Consider the following 24,718-nt stretch of genomic DNA (forward strand, 5'->3'; position numbering starts at 1 on the left):
CTTTCTCGTTTTGATATGCTACCGTTGACAGAAGGAATAGAATATATAAAGACTGAAAAGGAGAATGAAAAATGGATGTGTATATTGTAACGGGTGCGTCGAAGGGAATTGGTTATGAGCTCTTAAAGCAACTTCGGGACAAGGGGAGCAAGGCGATTGGGATTGCGCGGACAATACCCGAGGGGATGGAAGACTTTATTGCAGCGGATTTGTCGATAACGAATCGTCTTGAGGAACTATTAGCGTCGGTGATTGATGATAATCTTGCAGGGGCGACTTCGTTTACGCTCGTTAATAACGCGGGGATGGTGGATCCGATTGGTTTGATAGGATTTGTGAATGCGCAAGATATCGCAGGGGCGATTGCTCTTAATTTGACGGCACCAATGTTGCTGTCGAATGCCTTTATTGCACAGTTGAAGGATTTTGAAGGCACGAAACGCATTGTTAACATCTCATCTGGAGCGGGTCGCAATGCGTATGAAGGATGGGGAACGTATTGCACAACGAAAGCGGGGCTCGATCATTTTTCAAGAGTCGTCGCACTCGAACAGGCGAATGAGCAATTTCCAGTCGATATCGTGGCGATTGCCCCGGGTATTATTGATACAGGTATGCAAGAAACGATTCGAGCTAGTGGAGAAGAGGCGTTTCCCTTACTTGGGCAGTTTATCGGTTATAAAGAACAAGGCTTGTTAAGCACAGCGGAACAGACGGCGGAGAAATTGCTGATGTTCATGGAAAAGGAAGATTTTCAGGCAGTTGGATCGATTGCAGATATTCGTAATTTTTAATGCGAAAAGGTTGCCAGGTGATTTGCCTAGCAACCTTTTTTTTTGTCTTATTCTACTTGTTTAACTGAACTAAAGTCCTTCATCTTTTCAAGGGCAATTAAGAACGGAGGATTATTCCGCTGGTTTAACAACTCGTAGCGGATGACGTGGACGTCGGATTGGTGCAGGCTCTTCACATAATCGAGCAAGGCATCGCGTTCTTCTTGTCCACCTTCATGACCATCGTAGACGGATACAGCGATGATACCGCCTTTTTTGAGCATACCAAGCATTGTATGAATGGCTTTGATAGTCGTGTCGGGTTTTGTGACAATCGACAAGTCCTCACTATGCGGCAAGTAGCCGAGGTTAAAAACGGCGCCACCAATTTGTCCATTGACGTATTGTTCAACATTGTCGTGGCTATCGAGTATGAGCGTTACTCGTTCATTTAACTCACCGAGTCGTTCAGCTGTGGAGTCGAGTGCTGCTTGTTGAATATCAAAGGCGAAGACATGACCGTTTTCACCAACTTGTTCCGCTAAAAACTGTGTATCGTTGCCGTTACCAGCCGTGGCATCGACAACGGTTTCGCCAGTAACAACGGTTTCCCCGAGCAAGTATTTTGCAAAAGGAAGGACACGAAGGAGTTTCATGTTCACTCCACCTCCCTTACAAAATGTTTCCCTTGCCAGCTGCCACGGCGTTCGAGTTCTTTATCGATGCCGTTTAAGACTTCCCATTTCGTAACACTCCACATGGGTCCAATCATTAATTCGATAGGACCGTCGCCTGTAATGCGGTGGACAATCATTTCTGGTGGCAGGATTTCAAGTTGATCTGCCACAAGATTGATGTATTCTTCTTTTTCCAAGAACTCCAGATGTCCTTTTTCATATTGTTTGACCATTGGTGTTCCTTTTAACAGATGCAACAAATGAATTTTAATGCCTTGTACATCGAGTTTTGCCACTTCACGCGCTGTTTCCATCATCATATCGCGATCTTCAAGTGGCAGACCGTTAATAATATGTGAGCAGACGCGAATACCACGCTTGCGCAGTTTTTCAACACCTTCTACATATGTGGCAAAATCATGTGCGCGATTGACGAGCTTGGCCGTTTTTTCGTGGACAGTTTGCAGTCCTAGTTCAACCCACAAATAGGTACGCTCGTTTAGCTCTGCTAAATAATCAACGACATCATCGGGCAAACAATCTGGCCGTGTTGCGATAGACATGGCAACGACACCTTCTTGCGCCAGTGCAGCTTCGAATTTTTCTTTTAGCTTCGGAAGGGGAGCATGGGTATTCGTATACGCTTGAAAATATGCCATGTATTTGCCATCTTTCCACTTCTTATGCATTTTATCGCGAATCTCCGCGAATTGGACTTCGATTGGGTCGACGCGATCGCCGGCAAAATCTCCAGAGCCGGCCACACTACAAAACGTACAGCCGCCAAATGCGACAGTCCCATCTCGATTTGGGCAATCAAACCCCGCATCCAATGCGACTTTGAATACCTTGAAACCGAACTCATCTTTTAAATGTCTTGACCATGTATGATAGCGTTTCCCTTCAGAAGGGAACGGTAATGCACTAATTTCCATGTTGCTTATCCACTCCTCTAACAGTAGATTGTACCATGTTCACAGGGGACGTATCACCTGACCTGTGAAAGTTCTTTTGTATTTCTTGTCGAACGGCGGAGAAAAGCATACACTCGAAGTAAATTTAAATTTAATTAGGAGGTGAACAGTATGCCTAAAAAAGTATGGTTGCTCGTTATTGGGATGTTTATCAATGTCATGGGGAATTCGTTTCTATGGCCATTGAACACCATCTATATGCATGAGTATTTAGGGAAGTCGCTGTCAGTTGCGGGGCTTGTCCTAATGGCAAATGCAGGGGCTGGTGTCGTTGGGAACTTGCTAGGTGGTTATTTATTTGACCGGATTGGTGGATTTCGGTCGATTATCGGCGGTATTTTGATTTCGATACTTGCGCTTGTCGGCTTAGTGTTTCGGCATGATTGGTATCCGTACATCACATTTTTGACGCTACTTGGGTTTAGTGGAGGCATTGTGTTTCCAAGCATGTATGCAATGGTTGGCTCGGTTTGGCCTGAAGGTGGACGCAAGGCGTTTAACTCCATTTATCTTGCGCAAAACGTTGGCGTTGCCATTGGACCTGCACTTGCTGGTTTCGTCGCAGTCGCTAGCATTGACTATATTTTCTCAGCGAATTTGCTCTTTTACGTACTCTTTTTCTTTATCGCCTTCTTTGGCTATCGGAAATTTGAAATTGCACCGGATCGGCACACAACCGTTATTCGAGAGAAAAAGAAAATTAAACAAAAAGCACCGTTTTATGCACTTCTTATTGTTACGTCAGGCTATTTGCTGACATGGCTCATCTATTCACAATGGTCAACAACCATTTCGACACACGCGCTATCGCTTGGTGTGACATTAACGGAGTACAGTTTACTCTGGACGTTGAATGGGGTATTAATCGTCGCGGGACAACCGCTGATTAATCCGATTATTAAGCGATTGGAACGTAGATTGAAAGCGCAAATTATTATTGGTATTGGGATTTTTATCGTGTCATTTATTGTTGTTAGCTACGCGGGAACATTTAAAATGTTCGTTGTGTCGATGATTATCGTGACATTTGGAGAGATGTTTGCATGGCCTGCTATTCCGACCTTGGCCAATCAACTTGCGCCGAAAGGGAGAGAAGGTTTTTACCAAGGTATCGTCAATTCTACAGCGACAGTTGGCCGTATGCTTGGCCCGTTTGCGGGTGGGGTGCTCGTCGATTTGTATGGCATGCAGATGATGCTCTTCATATTGACAGGATTAGTGAGCATGGCGATTATCCCGACTTTATTCTATGATCGACCGTTGAAAAAAAGCGGGCTCTGAGCCAAGAAGCCATTAAGTGGTTTCGTAGATGCTATCATCCATTGCAAGATTGACTATAGTCTGATTTAATTGAAGAGAAGAATAATTTTGCGTGATTCAAAGGGGGATGTTTGAGAGATGAAACCGATTTATGCATCAGCAAAGGAAGCGATTGCGCAGATTGAGGATGGCGCAACGTTAATGGTTGGCGGATTTGGACTTGTAGGAATTCCAGAACAGTTAATCCTGGCACTTGTTGACAAAGGTGTGAAAGATTTAACGGTTATTTCAAATAACTGTGGCGTCGATGAGTGGGGACTTGGTTTACTGTTAAAAAATAAGCAGATTAAAAAAATGATAGGTTCTTATGTAGGGGAGAACAAAGAGTTCGAACGTCAAGTGTTATCGGGTGAAATCGAAGTGGAGTTAACGCCGCAAGGGACACTTGCTGAGAAAATTCGTGCGGGTGGGGCAGGAATCCCTGCGTTTTTCACGCCAGCCGGTGTTGGGACAACCGTTGCAGAAGGTAAGGAAATTCGTGTGTTTGATGGTAAAGAATATGTGTTGGAGGAATCACTTCGTGCAGACTTCACGCTTATTCGTGCCGCGAAGGCTGATAAATTCGGTAATCTGATTTACAACAAGACTGCGCAAAACTTTAACCCGATGATGGCGGCAGCTGGGAAATTCACGATTGCGGAAGTCGAGGAGATTGTGGAGACCGGTGATTTGGATCCTGCGACGGTTCATACACCGAGTATCTATGTACAAGGGCTACTGCAAGCGGAGCAGGAAAAGCGTATTGAACGGTTAACGACACGATAAGGGAAGGGGAAAGTTCACGATGACACAAGTGAATGTAAGGGAACGAATTGCAAGACGCGCGGAAAAAGAAATCGAAAATGGTAACTATGTCAATCTTGGGATAGGCATGCCAACGCTTGTAGCAAACTATATTGCGGCTGATAAAACAGTCGTTTTACAGTCGGAAAATGGCTTGCTTGGCATTGGCCCTTATCCGACTGCGGACGAAGTCGATCCAGATTTAATCAATGCTGGTAAGGAAACCGTGACAACGATTGCAGGATCGGCGTATTTTGATAGTGCTGAGTCATTTGCGATGATTCGCGGGGGACATGTAGATGTGGCGATTCTTGGTGGAATGGAAGTATCTGAAACGGGGGATTTAGCGAACTGGATGATTCCGGGCAAGATGATTAAAGGAATGGGCGGCGCGATGGATCTCGTTCATGGAGCAAAGAAAATCATCGTTATTATGGATCATGTTGCGAAGGATGGTTCTGCCAAGATTAAAAAGGAATGCTCGTTGCCGCTGACTGGAAAAGGTGTGGTGAATAAAATCATTACGGAACGTGCATTGATCGATGTGACTCCAGAAGGCCTCGAGTTGAAAGAAGTGTTTGAGGGATTCACGATTCAAGAAGTCATTGATTCGACAGAAGCGCCATTGATTGTGAAAGATGTAATCGAAGACGTAAACTGATGGTTGTTAAATAAATGTGTTTCGGGTAAACTAGAAGCAATAACTTTGGCATTGATGAGGAATAGTAATCTTTGCTGTCGATTTTAGAGAGCAGGCGGTTGGTGGAAGCCTGTACGACAGAGATGAACTCGCCTTGGAGCCTGCATTGGCGAATTATGTACAATAACTAACCCGTGCCGTTTTCCGCGTTAAGGAATCAAGTTGGGCGGCAATGCCGTCAATTTGGGTGGCACCGCGGGAATCATAGAACTCTCGTCCCTTAGATTTTTAAGGGACGAGAGTTTTTTTATTGACTATATAGGTTGCACTTATGATTTTCATCTATTCTCCAGCGAAGGCGCCTTACAAGCGGTAGCCGAAGCCGTAAGACTGGTAGTGGTTTACTGCCTGGCTTATGGCGGGAGGCATCCGCAAGCGCCGAGCGGTGTTAATGGAATTCTTTAGTTCAGTTTATATAGTTGGATTCCCAGGTTAGGTCGACTATGCTTGTTGTACCTAAGCAGGCCATCTATGCTTTTTTAATCATGAGGAGGAGTTTTTACATGAGTTACAATCACGGTCAAATCGAGAAGAAATGGCAACAATATTGGAAAGACAATCAAACATTCAAAATGACGGACGATCCGTCGAAGCCGAAATTTTATGCGTTAGATATGTTCCCTTACCCTTCAGGTGCGGGACTTCACGTTGGGCATCCGCTCGGCTATATCGCAACGGATATTTTGAGTTCATTCAAACGGAAGCAAGGCTATAATGTCTTGCATCCAATGGGCTGGGATGCTTTCGGTCTTCCAGCAGAGCAATATGCATTGGATACGGGAAATGACCCTGCTGAATTCACGGCGAAAAATATCGCAACGTTCAAGCGTCAAATGAATGATCTTGGTTTTTCTTATGACTGGGATCGTGAAGTCAATACGACAGACCCGTCTTATTATAAATGGACACAATGGATTTTCATCCAACTGTACAATAAAGGTTTAGCTTATGTAGACGAAGTAGCTGTGAACTGGTGTCCAGCACTTGGTACAGTGCTTGCGAATGAAGAAGTAATCGATGGCTTATCTGAGCGTGGCGGACACCCAGTTGAGCGCCGTCCGATGCGTCAATGGGTACTGCGCATTACAGAATATGCAGATCGTCTGCTAGAAGATCTTGATGAGCTGGATTGGCCAGAAAGCTTGAAAGATATGCAGCGCAACTGGATTGGGCGTTCTGAAGGGGCGCAGCTGAAGTTTGACATCGACGGAACAGACTTGTCATTCGAAGCATTCACGACACGCCCAGATACGATTTTTGGTGCGACGTATGCGGTACTTGCTCCTGAGCATAAACTCGTTGAGAAAATTACGACAGCTGAGCAACAACAAGCGGTTGACAAGTATTTGAACGAAGTGAAAATGAAAAGTGATCTTGAACGTACGGATCTTGCGAAAGAGAAAACGGGCGTATTCACAGGCGCTTACGCAATTAACCCAGCGAGTGGCGAAAAAATGCCAATTTGGATTGCAGATTATGTACTCGCTACATATGGTACCGGTGCGATCATGGCGGTTCCTGCACATGATGAGCGTGACTATGAGTTTGCACAAGAATTTGGTTTACCAATCGTTGAGGTTGTTGCGGGTGGCGATGTTTCGAAAGAAGCATACGTTGGCGATGGCGTACATGTTAACTCTGGTTTCCTTGATGGGTTAGGAAAAGAGGAAGCAATTGACAAAGCAATTGCTTGGTTTGTTGAAAAAGGCACGGGTGAGAAGAAAATTACCTTCCGTCTACGTGACTGGTTATTCTCGAGACAACGTTATTGGGGCGAGCCGATTCCGATTGTCCATTGGGAAGATGGCACAATGACGGCAGTTGACGAAGCGGATCTACCGTTGAAATTACCGGTAACAGACGATATTAAACCAAGTGGTACAGGCGAATCCCCATTGGCAAATATTACGGAATGGGTTAATGTTGTCCATCCTGAAACAGGCATGAAAGGTCGCCGTGAGACAAATACAATGCCACAATGGGCAGGTAGCTGCTGGTATTACCTTCGTTATATCGATCCGGATAACGAAGAAATGCTTATCGATCCGGAATTAGCAAAACGCTGGTTGCCAGTTGATATTTACGTTGGTGGCGCGGAACATGCAGTTCTTCACCTGCTCTACGCACGTTTCTGGCACAAAGTGTTGTATGATATTGGCGTTGTTCACACGAAAGAGCCATTCCAGAAGTTGTTCAACCAAGGAATGATTCTTGGTGAAGGTAACGAAAAAATGTCCAAATCAAAAGGTAATGTTATCAATCCGGATGATATCGTTCATTCACACGGAGCGGATTCCCTACGTCTCTATGAAATGTTCATGGGACCATTGGAAGGTTCAAAAGCATGGACAACGAACGGTCTTGACGGCGCACGTCGTTTCCTAGATCGTATATGGCGTTTGTTTGTCAATGAAGATGGGACGTTGAGTGCTAAAGTTAAAGAGGAAAACGGTGGGGAGCTTGAAAGAGTGTACCATCAAACAGTGAAAAAAGTAACGGAAGACTTTGAAGCAATGCGCAATAACACAGCAATTTCTCAGTTGATGGTGTTCATTAACGATGGCTATAAAGCCGATTCCATTCCAAAAGAATATGTTGAAGGCTTTGTTAAAATGATTTCCCCAGTTGTACCACACTTAGCTGAAGAACTATGGGAGAAGCTAGGTCACAGCGAGACGCTTACTTATGAGGAATGGCCGACGTATGATGAGACGAAGTTAGTTGACGATACAGTAGAAATGGCTGTACAAATTAACGGTAAAGTGCGTGCGAAAATCGTTGTGTCGAAAGATGTAACGAAAGATGAACTTGAAAAATTAGCGTTGGAAGATGCACATGTCAAAGAGCTTCTTGAAGGAAAAGAAGTGAAGAAAGTCATTGCAATTCCAGGCAGACTGATTAATATTGTGGCAGTAGGTTAACAACAAAAATCCGCGGAAGGTAAACTCTTCTGCGGATTTTTTGTCATGGAGCGCGTAGTGGTGATAAATAGATAAAACCATAGAAAAGGCGTCCGACAGGTCAGAAATTAGACCAGTGGGACACCTTTTTTCATGTAGTATATGGTGTTGGATTATATTGTTTGTGCGTATTCCCCAGCACTCATCCCGGCAATTCTACCAGTAACAAGTGCAGACGTAATATTATAGCCACCTGTATAGCCATGGATATCTAATATTTCACCGCAGAAGTAGAGGCCGTCTTTTTTGCGGGAGGCCATTGTCTTCGGCACGATTTCTTTCACAGAGACACCACCGCCCGTGACAAAAGCTTTTTCAATAGGTTGTGAACCATTGACATTCATTGAGAACGCTTTTAATAATTTGGCTAAGGACCGCATTTTTTCAGCGGACATTTGTGCGCCCGTTTCTGTTGGATCGATGCTAGCTCGGTCAAATAAAAAGAGTAACCAACGTTCAGGAATTAGTCCTTTTAATACATTTTTCACAGCTTTTGTCGAGTCCTCTTTTAGCATTGCATGTAGCGTTTGAAATACTTGTTCTTCATTCATCGAAGGCATTGAATCGATGCGCATTTCAACGGGCTGATTACCATTTTTCATGCGCTCTTTCACAACGAATTGGCTGCATCGTAAAATGGCAGGGCCACTCAAGCCAAAATGGGTAAATAGCATGTCCATCTGATGTGTAACAAGTGCTTTCCCTTTGGCATTGTGAACGGAAACTGCGACATCTCGCAGTGCTAAGCCTTGTAATTCTTTTGAGGCGATAAACGGTTCGTTTGATAATAATGGCACTTCAGTTGGGTACAGTTCTGTCACCGTATGCCCAGCTTTCTCTGCCCATGGATAGCCGTCTCCCGTTGAGCCCGTTTGAGGAACTGCCTTACCACCGACTGCAACGACGACTGCGTTTGCTCGGATTTCTTCACCTGAATCCAAGCGAACACCAAGAATTTGTGCATCATCCATTAACAGTTTTTTGACCCGCGTTTCCAACTTCACTTCTACGTTCAGGCGCTCCATCTCTGTAAGTAAAGCATTGACAACATCTTTTGCTTTGTTAGAAATGGGGAACATCCGCCCGTGATCTTCTTCTTTGAGCGCAACGCCAAGGTTTTCGAAGAACTGAATAATGTTTTCATTATTGAATACGGAGAAAGGACCGTATAAAAAACGGCCATTGCCGGGAATATTTTTAACGATTTCTTCTTTCGGCAAGCGATTCGTTACGTTGCAGCGACCGCCTCCTGAAATGGCAAGCTTGTTGCCGAGTTTTTTTCCTTTTTCAAGGAGGAGAACTTTCTTGCCATTTTCGGCAGCTGCGATGGAAGCCATCAATCCTGAGGGACCCCCGCCGATGATTATAACGTCATACATTATAGAAACCACACTTTCAGTTTTTCTTCATTATACACAAATGACGGATAATCATTGTGAAAAGCGTTTCATGAGGGTAAACTAGGGGAAGTAGATTTATCCCATAAAATCCACGGGGAAAGTGATCCCATGGATTGAAGTTTCACTTTAAGGAGAATGGAAGGATTAAAAACATGTCATCGAATCTTTTAAAAGGCACTGCCATACTGACGATTGGGTTATTTCTTTCAAAAGCGCTTGGTCTGTTATATGTAATTCCGTTTTATGCAATTGTCGGGAAAGAAAGTATTGGGCTCTATCAATATGCATACATACCGTACAATATCGCATTATCGATTGCGATTGCAGGGGCACCACTGGCATTTTCAAAATATGTAGCGAAATACAATGCGCTCGGTGATTATGCGACCGGGCGAAAATTAATGAAGTCCGGAATGACTATCATGGCCATTACGGGTCTTGTATCATTCCTGGCGTTGTACTTGTTAGCCGAACCAATTGCTCATCTCGTGAGGGAAAATGATGAGCAAATTTTCAGCATCGATGAAATTGCTTCCGTGATTCGTTGGGTAAGTTTTGCGTTACTCGTTGTACCAATGATGAGCCTGGTACGTGGCTTTCTGCAAGGCTATCAAAAGATGGAACCAACAGCCGTTTCACAATTAATAGAACAAATTGTTCGGATTATTTTCGTGCTTGCCGGGGCATTCATTGTTGTCAATTTTATGCATGAATCTCCAAGAACAGCGGTCAATTTTGCAGTCTTCGCTGCGTTTATCGGTGCACTTGCAGGGTTAGCGGTTCTCTACAAGTATTGGAGAGGCTTTAAACCAGAGTTTGATCATCTACTGGCAAATAGTCCGCCAGCAGATGATGTGTCGTTTAGACGTATGTATAAGGAATTGTTCGCGTACATATTTCCCTTTATTCTTGTAGGGGTCATTAACCCGCTTTATCAATTTGTCGATATGATTACATTTAATAATGCGATGGCTTCCATAGGACTTAGTAAGGTGACGGATAGTTATTTCGCGATGTTGAACTTCTTAACGCATAAAATCGTGATGATTCCCGTTATGGTTGCCACAGGTTTCTCGATGGCACTCATTCCGGTCATTACAGATTTTTACGCCAGAAAAAATCAACAAGGTATTTCCCGTTCATTGGATCAAACGTATCAAATTATGCTGTTTTTAACGATCCCGATGGTCATTGGGATGATTATTTTATCGAATGAGCTGTATTTATTCCTGTATGAACAAGAGGCAATGGGGGCGGAAATTTTAGCGAGTTATGCACCTGTTGCAGTATTATTCGGTTTGTATACGGTGACGGCTGCGATTTTACAGGGCATTGACCGACATAAATGGATCGTCTTCACATCGCTATTCGGTCTGTTATTAAAGTTAGCACTCAATATCCCGCTTATTAAGTTGTTCGAAACGAACGGTGCTATTCTTGCGACAGGAATTGGGTATACATTTGCAGTTGGTTTGAATATTGCCGTTATTGCAAAGGTGCTGCACTATAAGTCAAAAATGGTCTTCAGACGGTTAATCCTAATCAGCCTGTTGAATGTGGCCATGTTTGTAGCGGTTACGTTGACATTAAAAGGTCTACTCGTATTTGGACCAGCTGAAGGCAAAATACAGGCGTTCCTCTATATTGTAGTGTGTGCGATTGTCGGCGCAGTCGTTTATGGGTATTTGTCACTGAAAACGGGCCTTGCACAGAAATTATTTGGGGAGCGTTTGACGAAATTGACGAATAAGCTCGGATTCAGGGGGTAATTATAGAATGCGGTTAGATAAATTATTGGCTAATATGGGATTCGGCTCACGTAAAGAAGTTAAGGTGTTATTGAAAAAAGGTGCTGTTCGCGTCAATGCGCAACCAGTGAAAGATGCTGCATTGCATATTGATCCTGTGAAAGATGAAGTAACAATCCTTGGTGAGCCTGTCGTCTATAAGGAATTTATCTATGTGATGATGAATAAGCCACAAGGGGTTTTATCGGCAACGGAAGATAAGCGGGATCGAACAGTCGTCGATTTACTGGACGAAGAAAATCGTCGTTATGAGCCATTTCCGGTCGGTAGATTGGATAAAGACACAGAAGGTTTCTTGCTGTTAACGAATGATGGTAAGCTTGCACATAATTTATTGTCGCCGAAAAAAGGGGTGCCGAAAACATATTATGCACATGTAGCAGGCGTTGTGACGGAAGATGATGCGCTACGATTTTCGGAAGGTGTTACGTTGGATGATGGCTATTTGACAAAGCCAGGTCAACTTCGTATTCTGAAATCGGCCGAGGTGTCTGAAATTGAATTGACGATTACGGAAGGTAAATTCCATCAAGTGAAGCGGATGTTTGAGGCGGTTGGCAAAAAGGTCGTTTACTTGAAACGTTTGTCAATGGGGCCGCTTGTATTGGACGAAACATTGGCGCTTGGGGCTTATAGAGAGTTGACAGAAGCTGAATTGGGGCTTCTTACACAGCTGTCTGAGAACTAGGAAAAGCGTAAGGTGAACATAGTGTCTAGACTCTAGCCACTACCAAGGCACTTGCGCTTTTCTATTAACAAAAAGAGCTGAACCGCATTGAGCGGCCAGCTCTTTTTTGACGTATACAGGTCAAGAAGACAATTTCACTTTTTTTGCTGTCGTCGTCCATTTACCGCGAACCGGGCTCGTGACGAGCTCGTTGTACTCCAGGACATTTAAGTCCCGTTGGACAGTACGGTGAGTGATGCCAAATTCTTCGACCAAGTTCTCTGTTGTTACAGTACCGTTGTCAAGGATGTACAAGTAGACGTCCTTGATGCGAGTAAGCATACGATCAGTAGCAGGTTTCAAGTGTGGAATCACCCCTTCATCTTCATTTTCCAAAATAACAATGGACATGAGACTTATGAATGTTGCCTAAGCTGTTTGAAATTGTCTCCGACACTGCACATCCTTTCTAATCGATGAAGCTGCCAGATTGAATGTTCTGGCAATGCTAGTATAACGTATTTTTGTATAATTTGCATGAAGTTTGTGTAAATCTTTCAATTGAACGGATACTTCTTTATTTTCTTAGCTTTCCATGTGAAAATAGAAGTTATGTTCTTCATGCAGCAAATTATTTTGTACTGAAAGCGAAGCGTAATTGATGAGAGGGGTGCTTTGGTGTGATGGATTGGAAACAACTAGCGTTAGACAGGCAGGCACATTTGATAGCGGATTTACAGCAGTTGATTGCGATTCCTTCTGTGTTGGACGAAGAGGGGGTTACTGCAGAAATACCCTTTGGACCTGAACCTAGACGTGCACTTGACTGGTTGCTCGATGAAGGCCAGAAAGCAGGTCTTGCTGTGAAAAATGTCGACAATATGGCAGGACATATTGAAATGGGTGAAGGGGACGAGTTGCTAGGTATCCTTTGCCACGTCGATGTTGTGCCAGCGGGAGTAGGTTGGACGTACGGACCGTTTGATGGAACTGTTGAAGCGGGCAAGTTGTTTGGTCGTGGGGCGATTGATGATAAAGGACCGACGATTGCAGCTTGGCATGCAATGCAGATGGTAAAGGAGTCAGGGCTCGCCCTCAATAAGCGAGTGAGGCTAATTATCGGAACAGATGAGGAAAGTGGATTCCGTTGTGTAGACCGTTATTTTGAAAAAGAGTCTATGCCGACAATCGGATTTGCCCCGGATGCGGATTTCCCAATCATTAATGCGGAGAAGGGAATCGCTACTGTTCTCTTTAGTCAGAAAGCAGATGTCGCAGATGGGCAGTTGCTACACTTCCAGTCGGGAAAGCGGATAAATATGGTACCCGATTATGCGGAAGCGCATATACTAAAAGGGAGCGTAGCAGTGCAGCAACAATTCAAGTCCTTTTTGGACAGCCATGGTGTGACAGGCGCGATTCGCGAAGAGGGAGAGCTGACGATTCTTAGCTTAAATGGAAAGTCTGCGCATGCGGCGGAACCTAACGATGGCATCAATGCGGCGGTTTTGCTTGCGACTTTTTTGAATCAGATTTTTCAAGAGGGAGCATCTAAAAACTTTACGCAGTTTATCGTGGATGCATTTGCTCAGGATTCACGTGGGCATTTTCTTGGCTTAGCATTTGAGGATGGATCATCAGGAGAGACAACATTGAATGCAGGCATTGTGAGATTCAATCCGGCAGAGGGCGGAGAAATCCGTGTGAGCATGCGCTATTCCGTCACTTGTCCATTCGAAGAGGCAATGACAGCATGCATGGAGCGATTGAAAAATAGCGCATTCGCAGTAGATATTCAAGCGAATTCGGCACCACATTATGTCGATGCAAATGAACCACTTATCCAGACGCTGCAAAAAGTGTATACTGAACATACCGGCGAACGAGCTGAACTATTAGCAATTGGTGGAGGGACGTACGCGCGTGTCCTTAAAAAAGGCGTTGCTTTTGGCATGTTGTTTCCGGGAAGGGAAGATGTTGCGCATCAAGCGGATGAATATGTCTATTTAGAGGATCTTGTAAAGGCAACTGCAATCTATGCAGATGCCATTAGTAGACTTGTATGCGGAAAAACGGAAGGGGAATAAGGATGACAGTTTATTTTATGGACGGGCAGTTCATGGATCAGAGTGGGGTAGCAGTTTCAGTAGATGATCGCGGGTATTATTTCGGTGATGGGGTGTATGAAGTTATCAAAGTGTACGGTGGGGAATTGTACACGGCGGAAGAACATATTAGTCGATTATTTCAAAGTGCGACGAAGATTAAAATGACGATACCTTATACGGAAGCACAACTACTAGAAGTTTCACGTCAATTGATTGAGAAGAATGCAATTGGAGAAGGGCATATTTATATGCAAGTGACACGAGGAGTTGCTCCACGGGTACATCATTTCCCAGAACCGACTGTTTCGTCTGTCGTAACAGCTTATGCAGTAAACAGCCCAAGACCTGTTGCTAAAATTGAGAATGGGGTCCCTGTTAAATCAGTCGAGGACGTTCGCTGGTTGCGTTGTGACATCAAGAGTTTGAACTTGCTTGGCAATGTGTTGGCGAAACAAGAAGCACATGAGGCAGGCTGCGTGGAAGCACTTCTCCACCGCAGTGGTGTTGTTACGGAAGGTTCTTCATCCAATATGTTTGGTGTGAAGGACGGCATGCTGTATACGCATCCTGCGACAAACCTTATTTTGAACGGTATCACACGTCAAGTTTTACTTGGTCTATGTAAAGAGCTTGGCATTCCGGTGGAAGAAAAAGCGTTCACACTCGATGAAGCTTTTGAAATGGATGAGTTTTTCTTAACATCTACCACTTCTGAAGTGATGCCAGTTACGTCAATTGATGGGCGTCTGATTGGTGATGGGCAGCCTGGGGAATGGACAGTGAAATTACAACAAGCGTTCACGTTACAAACCCCGTCACTAGTTAAGGGGCAGTGATCGCAAATAGAATGTGATCGGAGTGAATAAGAGATGGCACAACTTGTCAAACTGCTCGATTACGTTTCCCGCTATGAAAATGACTTATCCCATTATCCTACACAGTATATTCGCTTAAAAAGGTATCAGTGGGATCGGCTAAAGCTTCAATGGGAAAATGGGGCCGACCATTTAATGGAGTGGCAACAAAGTGAAGAAGAGGCGGCTGAACAACCGGAAGAGGGAAAGTGGTTTTCCCCCTTTTTCCGGTTATTCGGTAGGCGAAAAGAGGCAGTTGAAGAGGAAGAGCTTGAAGAGGATAACGAAGAGGAAGTATTTGAGTTTACTCCTCATATGACGTATAGCCCATCAAGTCTTGACCAGTTACGTAAGCACTATTTAGATCAGCTGTTTCATTTTCAAATTAAATGGGCGAGTTCAACGTTACTGGACAAGTCGAAGGTTGATCCGCGTTTTTTACGCGATTCCTTATTACGCAGCTTTGCACAGCAGTTACCTGATAATTATTTGTTGTTCTATTATCCAATTTTACTATTGAAAAAAGCACCTGTTGAACTGGATATCATTATTGTAACTCCTGTAGAATGCATGTGTATTACTGTGCTTGAACAGGAGGAAGTAGCTGCGTTTGTGGGCAGTGGAGAGCGATTTTGGATGAAAAAAGTAGGAGAATCAGAATCGAAATTGCTGAATCCACTTATTTCATTGAACCGAATGAGCACGATTGTTTCTGGGCTTTTCAAAGCGCAGGACATCGATTTTCCTGTGAAGAAATATTTGATTTCCCGCAATGGCTATATCGATTATCCAGGTTCTCCGTATGATGTGAAAATTGTTGATAGGCGATCGTATGAAGAATGGTTCTCTGTACTGCAAAAATTGCCTGTACCCATGAAATCCACCCAATTTAAAGCGGCGCAAGCCTTACTTGAGGTCGGAGAAACAACTGCGATGAGTCAATTGTTTGGGCAGGATGAGGAACAAGAAGAAATAGAATAAGATAGTATGACTAGAAAAGAGTGTATGAAATGAGACTTCGCAATAAACCGTGGGCAAGGGATTTCATGGCAGAACATCCCGATGTCCTTTTAGCAGAACCTAAAAAAATGAACAATGGCTGGCATGCCCTTTTTGGCAATGATCATCCGATCCATGTGGAAGTGGGAACGGGTATGGGGCAATTCATTATCGGCATGGCACTAGCCAACCCTGATGTGAATTATATTGGTATCGAACACTTTGATAATGTGATTGTAGCTGCGCTTGAAAAAGCGATTGAAGCGGGTAAACCATCGAATTTGCGACTCTTTCGTGCAAATGGCGTAGAGCTTGTAGATATGTTCCATCCGGGAGAAATTGATCGGGTCTATTTGAATTTTTCTGATCCATGGCCGAAAACGAGACATATCAAACGTAGATTGACACATGAAACGTTTTTAAAGCTGTATGAATCGGTACTTGTTCCAGGCGGAGAAATCCATTTTAAAACGGATAATCGAGGCTTGTTTGAGTATTCATTGGTATCGATGTCCGAATATGGCATGAAACTGCGCTATGTATCGCTTGATTTGCATGCAGAGATGCCAGAAGACAATATTATGACGGAATACGAAGAGAAGTTTTCTGCAAAGGGGCAGCCGATTTACAGGCTTGAAATGCAATACGAGAATTGACACTCAATGTCTACAAGGGGAAGGGGAAGATGTTTGTGATGGATACATATACGTTTCATAATATGGAGTTAACGTGGCTAGATGGGGGCGTCAGCTATTTGGATGGAGGCACGATGTTCGGCGTTGTTCCGAAAGCGCTGTGGTCAAGGCGCTATGAAGTGGATAATGACAACTTAATCGAACTGAGGTCCGATCCGATTTTAATCCGTTATGAAGGAAAAAATATGTTGATTGATTCGGGGATTGGGAAAGATAAACTCGGTGAGAAAATGAAGCGTAACTTAGGCGTCCGAGCAGAAACACGAGTGGAAGAAAGCTTAAGGGAGCTTGACTTGACACCGGAAGATATTGATATGGTGCTAATGACGCATTTACACAATGACCATGCAGCTGGTTTGACGGAAAAGCAAGGCGATACTTTTGTTTCTGCTTTTCCAAATGCCGTCATCTATGTATCCCAAGTCGAGTGGGATGAGATGCGCAATCCGAATATTCGATCCAAAAATACGTATTGGAAAGAAAATTGGGAGCCTATCCAACAGCAAGTGCAAACGTTCGAAGAGAGTTTAACAGTTGTACCTGGCGTTGAAATGCTACACACAGGTGGGCATAGCGATGGGCATAGCGTCATTAAATTGACCCAAAATGGGGAAACGATACTTCATATGGGAGATATTATGCCAACGCAAGCGCATAGTAATCCACTATGGGTACTTGCATATGATGATTATCCAATGACTTCGATTTTTGCGAAAGAGAAGTTGATGAAAGAGGCACTTGCGGGGGGATACAAATTTATTTTTTATCATGATGCTTTTTACAGACTTGTGAAGTGGAACGCTGATGGTAAGGAACTTGTAGAATCCGTTAAACGTTCGCGATAATGCCAATAAATAAACCGTCCTTTGATGTAGTTTTTTACTAAATCAAAGGACGGTTTTGTTTATTTTTGTATGAGCTCAACGACAGTGCCTGTTTTTGCATCTGCCGCAAATTCAAATTGTTCCAGCTCGCCATTTTTAATACGAGAGATACCACCACGATAGACATCCATCGAAATGACGTTGTTTGTAAATGGTTCTGTTTTCATGACAATCCATGAACCATCGATGGGTCCTTCTTTTTTGAATGCGTCTTTAATCGAATTTAATACAGTGTCTGCTGCAATATGTTGGTTTACACGATCTAGTGCTTCATTGACGATAATGCCAGCTGCTACACCTGTTAGTACACCCGCGAGAAATTCTTTGACTTTCACAGTGACTCAACCCCTTAAAGTGGTATTTGGTTAAGTGTACCACAAATTTATAGAGGATAGCGGAAGAAACCATTTGCGAAATCACTAAATCGTTGGATACTTTAGGTTATATCGTCTACACTATTTAGTATACATATAAAGTGGGGGGACTACAGGCCATGCAAAAAGAAACGCTAGAGATGTTCAGGACATTGACGGAGCTTCCAGGGGCTCCAGGCAATGAATACGCAGTACGGCAATATATGCGTAGTGAATTAGGAAAGTATGCAGATGAATTGATTCAAGATAATCTTGGTGGGATTTTTGGTGTGCGAAAAGGGCCAGAAGATGGGCCGCGAATTATGGTTGCGGGCCATATGGATGAGGTTGGTTTCATGGTGAGCGCCATTACGGATAATGGGATGATTCGCTTTCAACCGCTCGGGGGGTGGTGGAGCCAAGTATTGCTAGCACAGCGCGTTGAAATTATAACAGACAAGGGACCTATTATCGGGGTCATTGGTTCCATTCCACCACATTTGCTAAGTGATGCAGTGCGCAATAAGCCGATGGATATGAAAAACATGCTGATTGATATTGGTGCGGATGATAAAGAAGATGCCATACGAATAGGGATTCGTCCTGGTCAACAGATTGTACCAATTTGTCCATTTACACCGATGGCGAATGATAAAAAAATTCTCGCAAAAGCATGGGATAACCGCTATGGGTGTGGGCTGGCAATTGAATTGTTAAAAGAATTGCATGGTGAAAAGCTACCGAACCATTTGTATTCGGGAGCAAATGTCATGGAAGAAGTCGGGCTACGTGGGGCACAGGCAGCGGCAACGATGATTAACCCAGACTTGTTCTTTGCATTAGACGCAAGCCCAGCAAATGATGCGTCAGGTGATAAGAATGAATTTGGTCAACTTGGTAAAGGCACATTGCTCCGTATTTTTGACCGTTCGATGGTGACACATCGTGGCATGCGTGAATTTATTTTGGATATGGCAGAAACACATAATATTCCGTATCAATATTTCATTTCACAAGGTGGTACGGATGCGGGGCGGGTTCACGTTGCAAATGAAGGTGTGCCAAGTGCGGTCATTGGGATTTGCTCACGGTATATTCATACATCTGGTTCAATTATCCACACAGACGATTACGCAGCGGCGAAAGAGCTACTCGTCAAGCTTGTGCGAGCATGCGATAAAACGACGGTGGAAACCATTAAACAGAACGTATAAGACAAGTTACGTCTAGGTATATGTAATGAAAGTGTCGCCCTTCCGTACTTATATAGCGTGAAGGGCGATTTCAATTTTGGGAAAAACAAGGGGGAATAGATAGATGGAATTTATGATCGGCTCAACAAACCCTGCAAAAGTACAAGCCGCAAAACAGGCGATTGCTATGCACTTTCCAACAGCAACGGTTTTGGAAACGACGGTTGAATCGGGTGTCTCAGTCCAGCCATTTGGCGATGAAGAGACTAGATTAGGCGCTATTAACCGTGCATTGCGGGCGGCTGGGATGGCAAGGGAAGCAGTCAGCGGGATTGGCATGGAAGGTGGCGTGCGTATGATTGAGGGACAGATGTACCTATGTAATTGGGGCGCATTAGTGCTACCGGATGGGACAAGGTTTACAGCTGGCGGCGCACAAATACCACTACCACAAGAAATCGCCAAGGAAATCACCGCAGGAAAAGAATTAGGCCCAGTCGTAGACGCATATTTTCAGGCGAATGGGATTCGACAGAAGGAAGGTGCAATGGGTATGTTTACAGCGCAGGCAGTCAGTCGTGGCGAGTTGTTTGAACATATCCTGCATCTTTTATTAGGGCAATTGAAGTATCATCTAGCTGTCATTGAGGACGATAGAACGGCTAAGTGAGTAAAATACTAGCTTATGAAAATGAACACTAAAGCCCATTTGTTGCAACTGTTAAGTAACAACATTAAAATGAGAGAAGTAATCTAATTTTAATGAATGGAGGAAGGCGAATGTTCCGAGCATGGAAATTCATATTCCTATTGACAGTATCTCTGTTGCTTCTTGCTGGATGTGGTAAGACACTTGAGGAGCGTGCAGTGGCCGGCGTTGAAGCGGCGAAAGTAGCATTTGAGTCAGATGAAAAAGAACAGACAGATGAGATTGACGGTGTCAATTTATATAAGCCTGCTGGATTTACAATCAATGATAAATCAGATAGTCAAAATATCCTCTTAACGAAGGGGAAGGAGACATTTATCCTATTTATCAACCCGAACGAACATAGCGGGAGTCCTTTATTTCATGAACTCTTGGTAGGAGATAGCAGTAAGGAAATTATCGAGAAAGCAACGTTTGAGACGGATGACGGCTTTGGTTTTGCTGCTGTGGTAAAAGGTGAAGAGGATCGGGTAGAGCTTGTTGCGAGTGTAGGTGGCGTAAAAATGACAGCAATGTCAAAGGATAAGAAGATTGAAGAAAATTTAGCAACGATGATGGAAATTGTACGTTCTATCGAACAGGATACGGAGATAAATGGAGGCAATTAAGTGAAATCACAACAACTTGTAGACGTGTTGAAAGAGCGTCTGCCATCTGAACATTTTCAATGGCAATTTGATCGGAAAACAGACAAGGTACGACTCGAACATACTATTTTGAAAAAAGGCATGGACATTTCATTGCCGGAAATTCTTGCGAAATATGAACAGAAAAAAGAGGCGGCCATCGAGGAAATCGTCTATACAATTGATGAAACATTTAAAGCGATGGAAAAAGAAAATGCTGTGGGATTTGCAGAGAGCGCGGCTGTTTACCCGGTTATCCGATCGACCTCATTCCCACAAAAATCTTCTGCTGGAAATCGTTTTCTCACAAAGGATCATACTGCTGAGACACGAATCTATTACGCATTGGATCTAGGGACAACGTATCGTCTCATCGATGAAAGTATGTTGGAAGCGATTGGTTTGTCTGAAACAGAAATTATGGAAGCAGCCCTCTTTCGTGTGCGCGCATTGCCGATTGATATGAAGAAGGACGAGGTTTCCGATAATATCTATTACTTTATCAATAATAATGATGGTTACGATGCAAGCCGCATTTTGAATAGTGCTTTTTTGAAAGAGATGGAAGAAAAAATCAAAGGCCATATGACCGTTTCTGTACCCCATCAAGATGTGCTCATTATTGGTGACATTCGGAATGACACGGGGTATGATGTGCTAGCACAGATGTCGATGCACTTCTTTACGACAGGCGCGGTTCCTGTGACATCGCTATCATTTATTTATAAAGATGGAAAACTTGAGCCGATTTTTATAATGGCCAAAAATCGTTTGGCAAGAAGGGAAGGAAGAAAGAAATGAATGCATTTTATAACTTGAATGGTGTTGGAGATGTACTGATTGTACAGCTGACACCATCACGTCCGGAAGCTGTTACAACAAAGACTACAGGTGATGTGACGCTCGTATATGATGAGTCAACAACTGAATTAGTAGGCTTTAACCTCTTTAAAGCAGCATCATATATCAAACTTGACGAGGTTGGTAGAGTGGACTTGACACCAGCAATTGTTGAACAAATTCAAGAAGCACTTCATAAAAATGAAGCTGGCATTGATTTGAATGCAGATTTGTCGCCTAAATTTGTTGTCGGTCATGTTGTCACAAAAGAGAAGCATCCAAATGCGGACAAGCTGAACATTTGTACAGTCGATGTTGGCGATGAAACCGTTCAAATTGTTTGTGGTGCAGCGAATGTAGAAGCTGGACAAAAAGTGGTTGTTGCCAAAGTTGGCGCGGTCATGCCATCTGGAATGGTGATTCGAGATGCGGAACTTCGTGGCGTTGCTTCGGCGGGGATGATTTGCTCGGCGAAGGAACTAGCTTTACCAAATGCACCTGAAGCGAAAGGAATTCTCGTCCTTGACGACAATGCTGTAGCTGGAGAAGCGTTTAGTAAATAAATGAAAGAAGTAGATAATAGATACAGAGGAAAAACGTGCTGAGAGGGCGCGTTTTTCTTTTTTTTTGGATTGATTTGATTTAGATGGGTTAGTACTGTTAAAATAGATTGATTGACACGAAAAGAGTGATAGCGTTGAGTTTCTTTAAAAAAATAGTGAATCGGCTTTTTGGCCCAGATGATGACGATAAAGTAGAAAATATCTATGAAGAACCAGAAGGAAAATATGATGAGGTTCCTGAGAATCATGATACAAAGCAAGGACCTTTATTCCGTTTTCCGATTATTTCAGATGCGGAAATCTATGGATGGGATGATGAGCCAACACCAGAGCGTGAACGTCCTAAAGCCACTGTACTTGCCGAAGAGAGTGAAGAGGATTATGAAACGATTCCACTCTATGAAAATGAGAGATGGAAAGGTGACCGTAGTGTTGGTACCATCTACAAGGCAGGTAGCGCTTTGAAGTATGGTGTAGAAACCGGACGCCAACAGTCTATATTACGAACGAGCAGTACGATAAGTGAAAAGAAACAAGTAGCACAGACAAATGAAAGTGTGCAAAAACGCTCAAACAGACCGTTTATTCCAACAACAGTGCCATCGCCGGTACATGGCTATACGCCGGTTAAAAAAGAGAAAATAGCGGAGTGGGTTGAAGAGCGGCAGGAGCAATTGCCAGAGCAAGAAGCTGTGGCTATGCCAGTAACCCCTCCAGTGGAAGAAGAACGGTTGGCGGCTACTCCACCAGTTGAATTACTGGAGGAAGAAACCGTGCTTATACCAGTGGCGGAAGAGCAATTGGCAACTACTCTACCCATTGAATCGCCAGAGCAAGAAGCGGTGTTTACGCCGATAGAACCATCAGTAGTGGAAGAGGCGCAAACAGACCATACACCAGAAGTAGCCCCACCTGTACAAGAAGAACGGATAGTTGTTTCTCCATCGGCAGACGAAGTGATTGAAGAGCAAATGATCGATAGCAGCGATGCTAAAGAGGACTTCGTAGCAGAGGGTGTGCCGCAAGCTGTCACATCGCTGGTGGATGAACTGGTTGAAGAGACACCGGAAATTTTAGGAATTACTTCACCAAATACGGAACATACTACAGACATTGAAGATCCTGTAGTTGATTCAGAGAGCCTTCCGGTAGCAAGTGAATCGGACATAGAGGACAACAAAGAGCGGATTGTGCCTTTTAATGTATTGATGTTGAAATCTGATAAGGAAAAGCTAGAGGCCAAACGGGCTTTTTTGCCACAAGTAGAGGCGCCTATAGAGAAGAAAGTTGAAGTGCCCAATACAATTAGTGTGTCAAAGCCCCTTCCAGTAGCGGCAGTGAATGAAGATGTAATTGAAGTGGAAGAAGAACCGTATTATGCATTGCCTTCTTTGGATTTATTAATCCCACCAGAAGCGCAAATTGAGGATACGGAGTGGCTGGAAACACAGTCTGAAAAATTGGAGGAAGCGTTGTCCCATTTTGCGGTTCAAGCGAATGTGATTGAAGCTGTACAAGGGCCAACGGTGACACGGTTTGAGTTGACAGTGGGGCAGGGAACGAAAGTGAGTAAGGTGCGCAATTTAACAGATGATTTAAAGTTGGCACTTGCCGCAGAGGATATTCGAATCCAGGCGCCAATTCCCGGAAGAAGTTCGATTGGGATTGAAATACCGAATCGCAAGACGCGCCCTGTTCGTATATCTGAGGTGATTGGAGCGGAAAAGTTTCAACGTTCCTCCTCGCCGCTAGAGGCAGTGTTAGGGCTTAGTTTAACAGGGGCACCTGTAACACTGGATCTCTGTAAAATGCCTCATGGTATGATTGCGGGCGCAACGGGTTCTGGAAAGTCTGTTTGCATCAATTCAATATTGGTTAGCTTATTGTATAAGGCGTCGCCGACAGATTTGAAAATGATGCTGATTGATCCGAAGATGGTTGAGCTTGCACCATTCAATGGAATCCCTCACCTCATCAGCCCAGTGATCACGGATGTAAAGGCTGCAACAGCTGCGCTGAAGTGGGCAGTAGCGGAAATGGAACGACGTTATGAGTTGCTGGCTCATGCCGGTGTTCGAGACATTGAACGCTATAACAAAGTCGTCACAGAGAGCCGTCGCTTTTCGTTGAAAATGCCGTATTTGTTAATTGTCATTGATGAGCTTGCCGACTTAATGATGATGGCGCCTGCTGATGTAGAAGTGTCCATTAGTCGTATTGCACAGAAAGCACGGGCATGTGGTATTCACTTAATCATTGCAACGCAACGTCCGTCTGTTGACGTCATTACAGGGACGATTAAAGCGAACGTACCAACGCGAATTGCTTTTTCCGTATCTTCTCAAATTGATTCTAGAACAATTATCGATTCGCCAGGAGCCGAAAGACTTCTCGGTAGAGGGGATATGCTTTATATTGGTAACGGCAAGTCGTCTGCGGTGAGGCTTCAAGGGACATTTGTCACGGATGATGAAATTGAGCGTATAATAGAACACGTTCGGAACGAAGCAACACCTACGTATTTGTTTGGCCAAGAAGATTTGCTGGCAAATGCAATTGAGGAAGAGGAGACAGATCCGCTTTTTGAGGAAGCATGTAAGTTTATTCTCGAGCAAGGAAGTGCCTCTACATCGCTATTGCAACGTAATTTCAGTATCGGTTACAATCGAGCAGCCAAACTAATTGATCGGATGGAGAAAAGTGGATTTATCTCAGGACAGCGTGGAAGTAAAGCGCGAGATGTCTACTTGACAGAAAGTGATGTTATGCAGCTTAGGGAATGACATCCGCTAAACAAAGATAAAGCGGGCATTATGCATAATTGGTGGTATA

Annotated in this window: 23 protein-coding genes and 1 other annotated feature; of the genes, 18 read left to right on the forward strand and 5 right to left on the reverse strand. The window is 43.8% G+C overall.

The window, feature by feature from the left end; translation table 11 throughout:
- The first annotated feature begins 71 nt into the window (after nt 1-71).
- Nucleotides 72-794, forward strand: coding sequence for an SDR family NAD(P)-dependent oxidoreductase (locus MKY34_RS10935; protein ID WP_342510454.1), 723 nt, complete (start codon nt 72-74; stop codon nt 792-794).
- A gap of 47 nt (nt 795-841) precedes the next feature.
- On the opposite strand, the gene MKY34_RS10940 is transcribed toward MKY34_RS10935, so the two are convergent.
- Together MKY34_RS10940 and MKY34_RS10945 are read right to left on the reverse strand one after the other, a co-directional pair.
- A complete protein-coding gene (locus tag MKY34_RS10940) occupies nt 842-1,429 on the reverse strand; it encodes a class I SAM-dependent methyltransferase (protein ID WP_342510455.1) in 588 nt (195 codons plus the stop codon).
- Nucleotides 1,430-1,431: 2 nt separating this feature from the next.
- A complete protein-coding gene (locus MKY34_RS10945; RefSeq protein WP_342510457.1) occupies nt 1,432-2,385 on the reverse strand; it encodes a TIGR01212 family radical SAM protein in 954 nt (317 codons plus the stop codon).
- 150 nt (nt 2,386-2,535) lie between these two features.
- Here MKY34_RS10945 and MKY34_RS10950 point away from each other — a divergent pair, with 150 nt between their 5' ends.
- The 4 genes from MKY34_RS10950 to leuS all read left to right on the forward strand — a co-directional run bounded on the left by MKY34_RS10950 (nt 2,536) and on the right by leuS (nt 8,148).
- Nucleotides 2,536-3,705 carry an MFS transporter gene (locus MKY34_RS10950; protein WP_342510460.1) on the forward strand — a complete coding sequence of 390 codons (1,170 nt, stop codon included), beginning with the start codon at nt 2,536-2,538 and terminating at the stop codon, nt 3,703-3,705.
- Between the two features lie 117 nt (nt 3,706-3,822).
- Nucleotides 3,823-4,509 (forward strand): CoA transferase subunit A, encoded by a 687-nt coding sequence (locus MKY34_RS10955; RefSeq protein WP_342510462.1) that lies wholly within the window; start codon nt 3,823-3,825, stop codon nt 4,507-4,509.
- A gap of 19 nt (nt 4,510-4,528) precedes the next feature.
- Nucleotides 4,529-5,188 carry a 3-oxoacid CoA-transferase subunit B gene (locus tag MKY34_RS10960; RefSeq protein WP_342510463.1) on the forward strand — a complete coding sequence of 220 codons (660 nt, stop codon included), beginning with the start codon at nt 4,529-4,531 and terminating at the stop codon, nt 5,186-5,188.
- 42 nt (nt 5,189-5,230) lie between these two features.
- Nucleotides 5,231-5,451: a binding site (T-box leader), on the forward strand.
- 279 nt (nt 5,452-5,730) lie between these two features.
- Nucleotides 5,731-8,148 carry a leucine--tRNA ligase gene (leuS, locus tag MKY34_RS10965; protein ID WP_342510465.1) on the forward strand — a complete coding sequence of 806 codons (2,418 nt, stop codon included), beginning with the start codon at nt 5,731-5,733 and terminating at the stop codon, nt 8,146-8,148.
- Between the two features lie 152 nt (nt 8,149-8,300).
- On the opposite strand, the gene MKY34_RS10970 is transcribed toward leuS, so the two are convergent.
- On the reverse strand, nt 8,301-9,566 hold the full coding sequence (locus MKY34_RS10970) for an NAD(P)/FAD-dependent oxidoreductase (protein WP_342510467.1): 1,266 nt from the start codon (nt 9,564-9,566) through the stop codon (nt 8,301-8,303).
- A gap of 173 nt (nt 9,567-9,739) precedes the next feature.
- On the opposite strand from MKY34_RS10970, the gene MKY34_RS10975 reads away from it, so the two are divergent.
- Nucleotides 9,740-11,356: a polysaccharide biosynthesis protein gene (locus MKY34_RS10975; protein ID WP_342510469.1), complete on the forward strand. Its 1,617-nt coding sequence runs from the start codon at nt 9,740-9,742 to the stop codon at nt 11,354-11,356.
- A gap of 7 nt (nt 11,357-11,363) precedes the next feature.
- On the forward strand, nt 11,364-12,083 hold the full coding sequence (locus MKY34_RS10980; RefSeq protein WP_342510471.1) for a pseudouridine synthase: 720 nt from the start codon (nt 11,364-11,366) through the stop codon (nt 12,081-12,083).
- Between the two features lie 120 nt (nt 12,084-12,203).
- On the opposite strand, the gene MKY34_RS10985 is transcribed toward MKY34_RS10980, so the two are convergent.
- Entirely contained in the window at nt 12,204-12,425 is a 222-nt protein-coding gene (locus tag MKY34_RS10985; RefSeq protein WP_342510473.1) for a DeoR family transcriptional regulator, read from the reverse strand.
- 320 nt (nt 12,426-12,745) lie between these two features.
- Here MKY34_RS10985 and pepV point away from each other — a divergent pair, with 320 nt between their 5' ends.
- From pepV to MKY34_RS11010, 5 genes are read left to right on the forward strand one after another with little or no spacing between them, the layout of a single operon-like run.
- Entirely contained in the window at nt 12,746-14,149 is a 1,404-nt protein-coding gene (gene pepV, locus MKY34_RS10990) for a dipeptidase PepV (protein WP_342515242.1), read from the forward strand.
- Nucleotides 14,150-14,151: 2 nt separating this feature from the next.
- Complete coding sequence (gene dat, locus MKY34_RS10995; protein WP_342510475.1) at nt 14,152-15,006, forward strand: D-amino-acid transaminase; 855 nt, start codon at nt 14,152-14,154, stop codon at nt 15,004-15,006.
- A gap of 33 nt (nt 15,007-15,039) precedes the next feature.
- On the forward strand, nt 15,040-16,005 hold the full coding sequence (locus MKY34_RS11000; RefSeq protein WP_342510476.1) for an NERD domain-containing protein: 966 nt from the start codon (nt 15,040-15,042) through the stop codon (nt 16,003-16,005).
- Nucleotides 16,006-16,034: 29 nt separating this feature from the next.
- Entirely contained in the window at nt 16,035-16,679 is a 645-nt protein-coding gene (gene trmB, locus MKY34_RS11005) for a tRNA (guanosine(46)-N7)-methyltransferase TrmB (RefSeq protein WP_342510478.1), read from the forward strand.
- 38 nt (nt 16,680-16,717) lie between these two features.
- The gene (locus MKY34_RS11010; protein ID WP_342515243.1) at nt 16,718-17,563 is read left to right on the forward strand and encodes an MBL fold metallo-hydrolase; all 846 of its coding nucleotides are present in this window, start codon (nt 16,718-16,720) and stop codon (nt 17,561-17,563) included.
- Nucleotides 17,564-17,622: 59 nt separating this feature from the next.
- Here the strand turns inward: MKY34_RS11010 and MKY34_RS11015 are convergent, their stop codons facing one another.
- Nucleotides 17,623-17,937: a hypothetical protein gene (locus tag MKY34_RS11015; protein WP_342510480.1), complete on the reverse strand. Its 315-nt coding sequence runs from the start codon at nt 17,935-17,937 to the stop codon at nt 17,623-17,625.
- 158 nt (nt 17,938-18,095) lie between these two features.
- Between MKY34_RS11015 and MKY34_RS11020 the strand changes: the two genes are divergently transcribed.
- The 6 genes from MKY34_RS11020 (at nt 18,096) to MKY34_RS11045 (ending at nt 24,669) form a co-directional block, all read left to right on the forward strand.
- Nucleotides 18,096-19,169: a M42 family metallopeptidase gene (locus MKY34_RS11020; RefSeq protein ID WP_342510483.1), complete on the forward strand. Its 1,074-nt coding sequence runs from the start codon at nt 18,096-18,098 to the stop codon at nt 19,167-19,169.
- Nucleotides 19,170-19,272: 103 nt separating this feature from the next.
- Nucleotides 19,273-19,818, forward strand: coding sequence for a DUF84 family protein (locus tag MKY34_RS11025; RefSeq protein WP_342510485.1), 546 nt, complete (start codon nt 19,273-19,275; stop codon nt 19,816-19,818).
- Nucleotides 19,819-19,928: 110 nt separating this feature from the next.
- Nucleotides 19,929-20,465, forward strand: a complete 537-nt coding sequence (locus MKY34_RS11030) for a hypothetical protein (RefSeq protein WP_342510487.1) — start codon at nt 19,929-19,931, stop codon at nt 20,463-20,465.
- On the forward strand, nt 20,466-21,284 hold the full coding sequence (locus MKY34_RS11035; protein WP_342510488.1) for a DUF1444 family protein: 819 nt from the start codon (nt 20,466-20,468) through the stop codon (nt 21,282-21,284). It abuts the gene before it with no gap.
- Complete coding sequence (gene ytpR / locus MKY34_RS11040; RefSeq protein WP_342510490.1) at nt 21,281-21,886, forward strand: YtpR family tRNA-binding protein; 606 nt, start codon at nt 21,281-21,283, stop codon at nt 21,884-21,886. Before MKY34_RS11035 ends, ytpR begins: the two co-directional genes overlap by 4 nt.
- A 134-nt stretch (nt 21,887-22,020) precedes the next feature.
- Nucleotides 22,021-24,669 carry a DNA translocase FtsK gene (locus MKY34_RS11045; RefSeq protein ID WP_342510492.1) on the forward strand — a complete coding sequence of 883 codons (2,649 nt, stop codon included), beginning with the start codon at nt 22,021-22,023 and terminating at the stop codon, nt 24,667-24,669.
- Nucleotides 24,670-24,718 lie beyond the last annotated feature (49 nt).

Source organism: Sporosarcina sp. FSL K6-1522 (assembly GCF_038622445.1).
Taxonomy (GTDB): domain Bacteria; phylum Bacillota; class Bacilli; order Bacillales_A; family Planococcaceae; genus Sporosarcina.

Excerpts from the sequence above, each read along its gene's own strand:
- pepV (WP_342515242.1), top strand. The coding sequence starts at position 12,746 with ATGGATTGGAAACAACTAGCGTTAGACAGGCAGGCACATTTGATAGCG.
- ytpR (WP_342510490.1), top strand. The coding sequence starts at position 21,281 with ATGAATGCATTTTATAACTTGAATGGTGTTGGAGATGTACTGATTGTA.
- MKY34_RS10955 (WP_342510462.1), top strand. The coding sequence starts at position 3,823 with ATGAAACCGATTTATGCATCAGCAAAGGAAGCGATTGCGCAGATTGAG.
- MKY34_RS11010 (WP_342515243.1), top strand. The coding sequence starts at position 16,718 with ATGGATACATATACGTTTCATAATATGGAGTTAACGTGGCTAGATGGG.
- MKY34_RS10945 (WP_342510457.1), bottom strand. The coding sequence starts at position 2,385 with ATGGAAATTAGTGCATTACCGTTCCCTTCTGAAGGGAAACGCTATCAT.
- MKY34_RS11020 (WP_342510483.1), top strand. The coding sequence starts at position 18,096 with ATGCAAAAAGAAACGCTAGAGATGTTCAGGACATTGACGGAGCTTCCA.
- MKY34_RS10940 (WP_342510455.1), bottom strand. The coding sequence starts at position 1,429 with ATGAAACTCCTTCGTGTCCTTCCTTTTGCAAAATACTTGCTCGGGGAA.
- MKY34_RS11000 (WP_342510476.1), top strand. The coding sequence starts at position 15,040 with ATGGCACAACTTGTCAAACTGCTCGATTACGTTTCCCGCTATGAAAAT.
- MKY34_RS10970 (WP_342510467.1), bottom strand. The coding sequence starts at position 9,566 with ATGTATGACGTTATAATCATCGGCGGGGGTCCCTCAGGATTGATGGCT.
- MKY34_RS11025 (WP_342510485.1), top strand. The coding sequence starts at position 19,273 with ATGGAATTTATGATCGGCTCAACAAACCCTGCAAAAGTACAAGCCGCA.
- MKY34_RS10935 (WP_342510454.1), top strand. The coding sequence starts at position 72 with ATGGATGTGTATATTGTAACGGGTGCGTCGAAGGGAATTGGTTATGAG.
- MKY34_RS10950 (WP_342510460.1), top strand. The coding sequence starts at position 2,536 with ATGCCTAAAAAAGTATGGTTGCTCGTTATTGGGATGTTTATCAATGTC.
- dat (WP_342510475.1), top strand. The coding sequence starts at position 14,152 with ATGACAGTTTATTTTATGGACGGGCAGTTCATGGATCAGAGTGGGGTA.
- MKY34_RS10960 (WP_342510463.1), top strand. The coding sequence starts at position 4,529 with ATGACACAAGTGAATGTAAGGGAACGAATTGCAAGACGCGCGGAAAAA.
- trmB (WP_342510478.1), top strand. The coding sequence starts at position 16,035 with ATGAGACTTCGCAATAAACCGTGGGCAAGGGATTTCATGGCAGAACAT.
- MKY34_RS10975 (WP_342510469.1), top strand. The coding sequence starts at position 9,740 with ATGTCATCGAATCTTTTAAAAGGCACTGCCATACTGACGATTGGGTTA.
- MKY34_RS11030 (WP_342510487.1), top strand. The coding sequence starts at position 19,929 with ATGTTCCGAGCATGGAAATTCATATTCCTATTGACAGTATCTCTGTTG.
- leuS (WP_342510465.1), top strand. The coding sequence starts at position 5,731 with ATGAGTTACAATCACGGTCAAATCGAGAAGAAATGGCAACAATATTGG.
- MKY34_RS10980 (WP_342510471.1), top strand. The coding sequence starts at position 11,364 with ATGCGGTTAGATAAATTATTGGCTAATATGGGATTCGGCTCACGTAAA.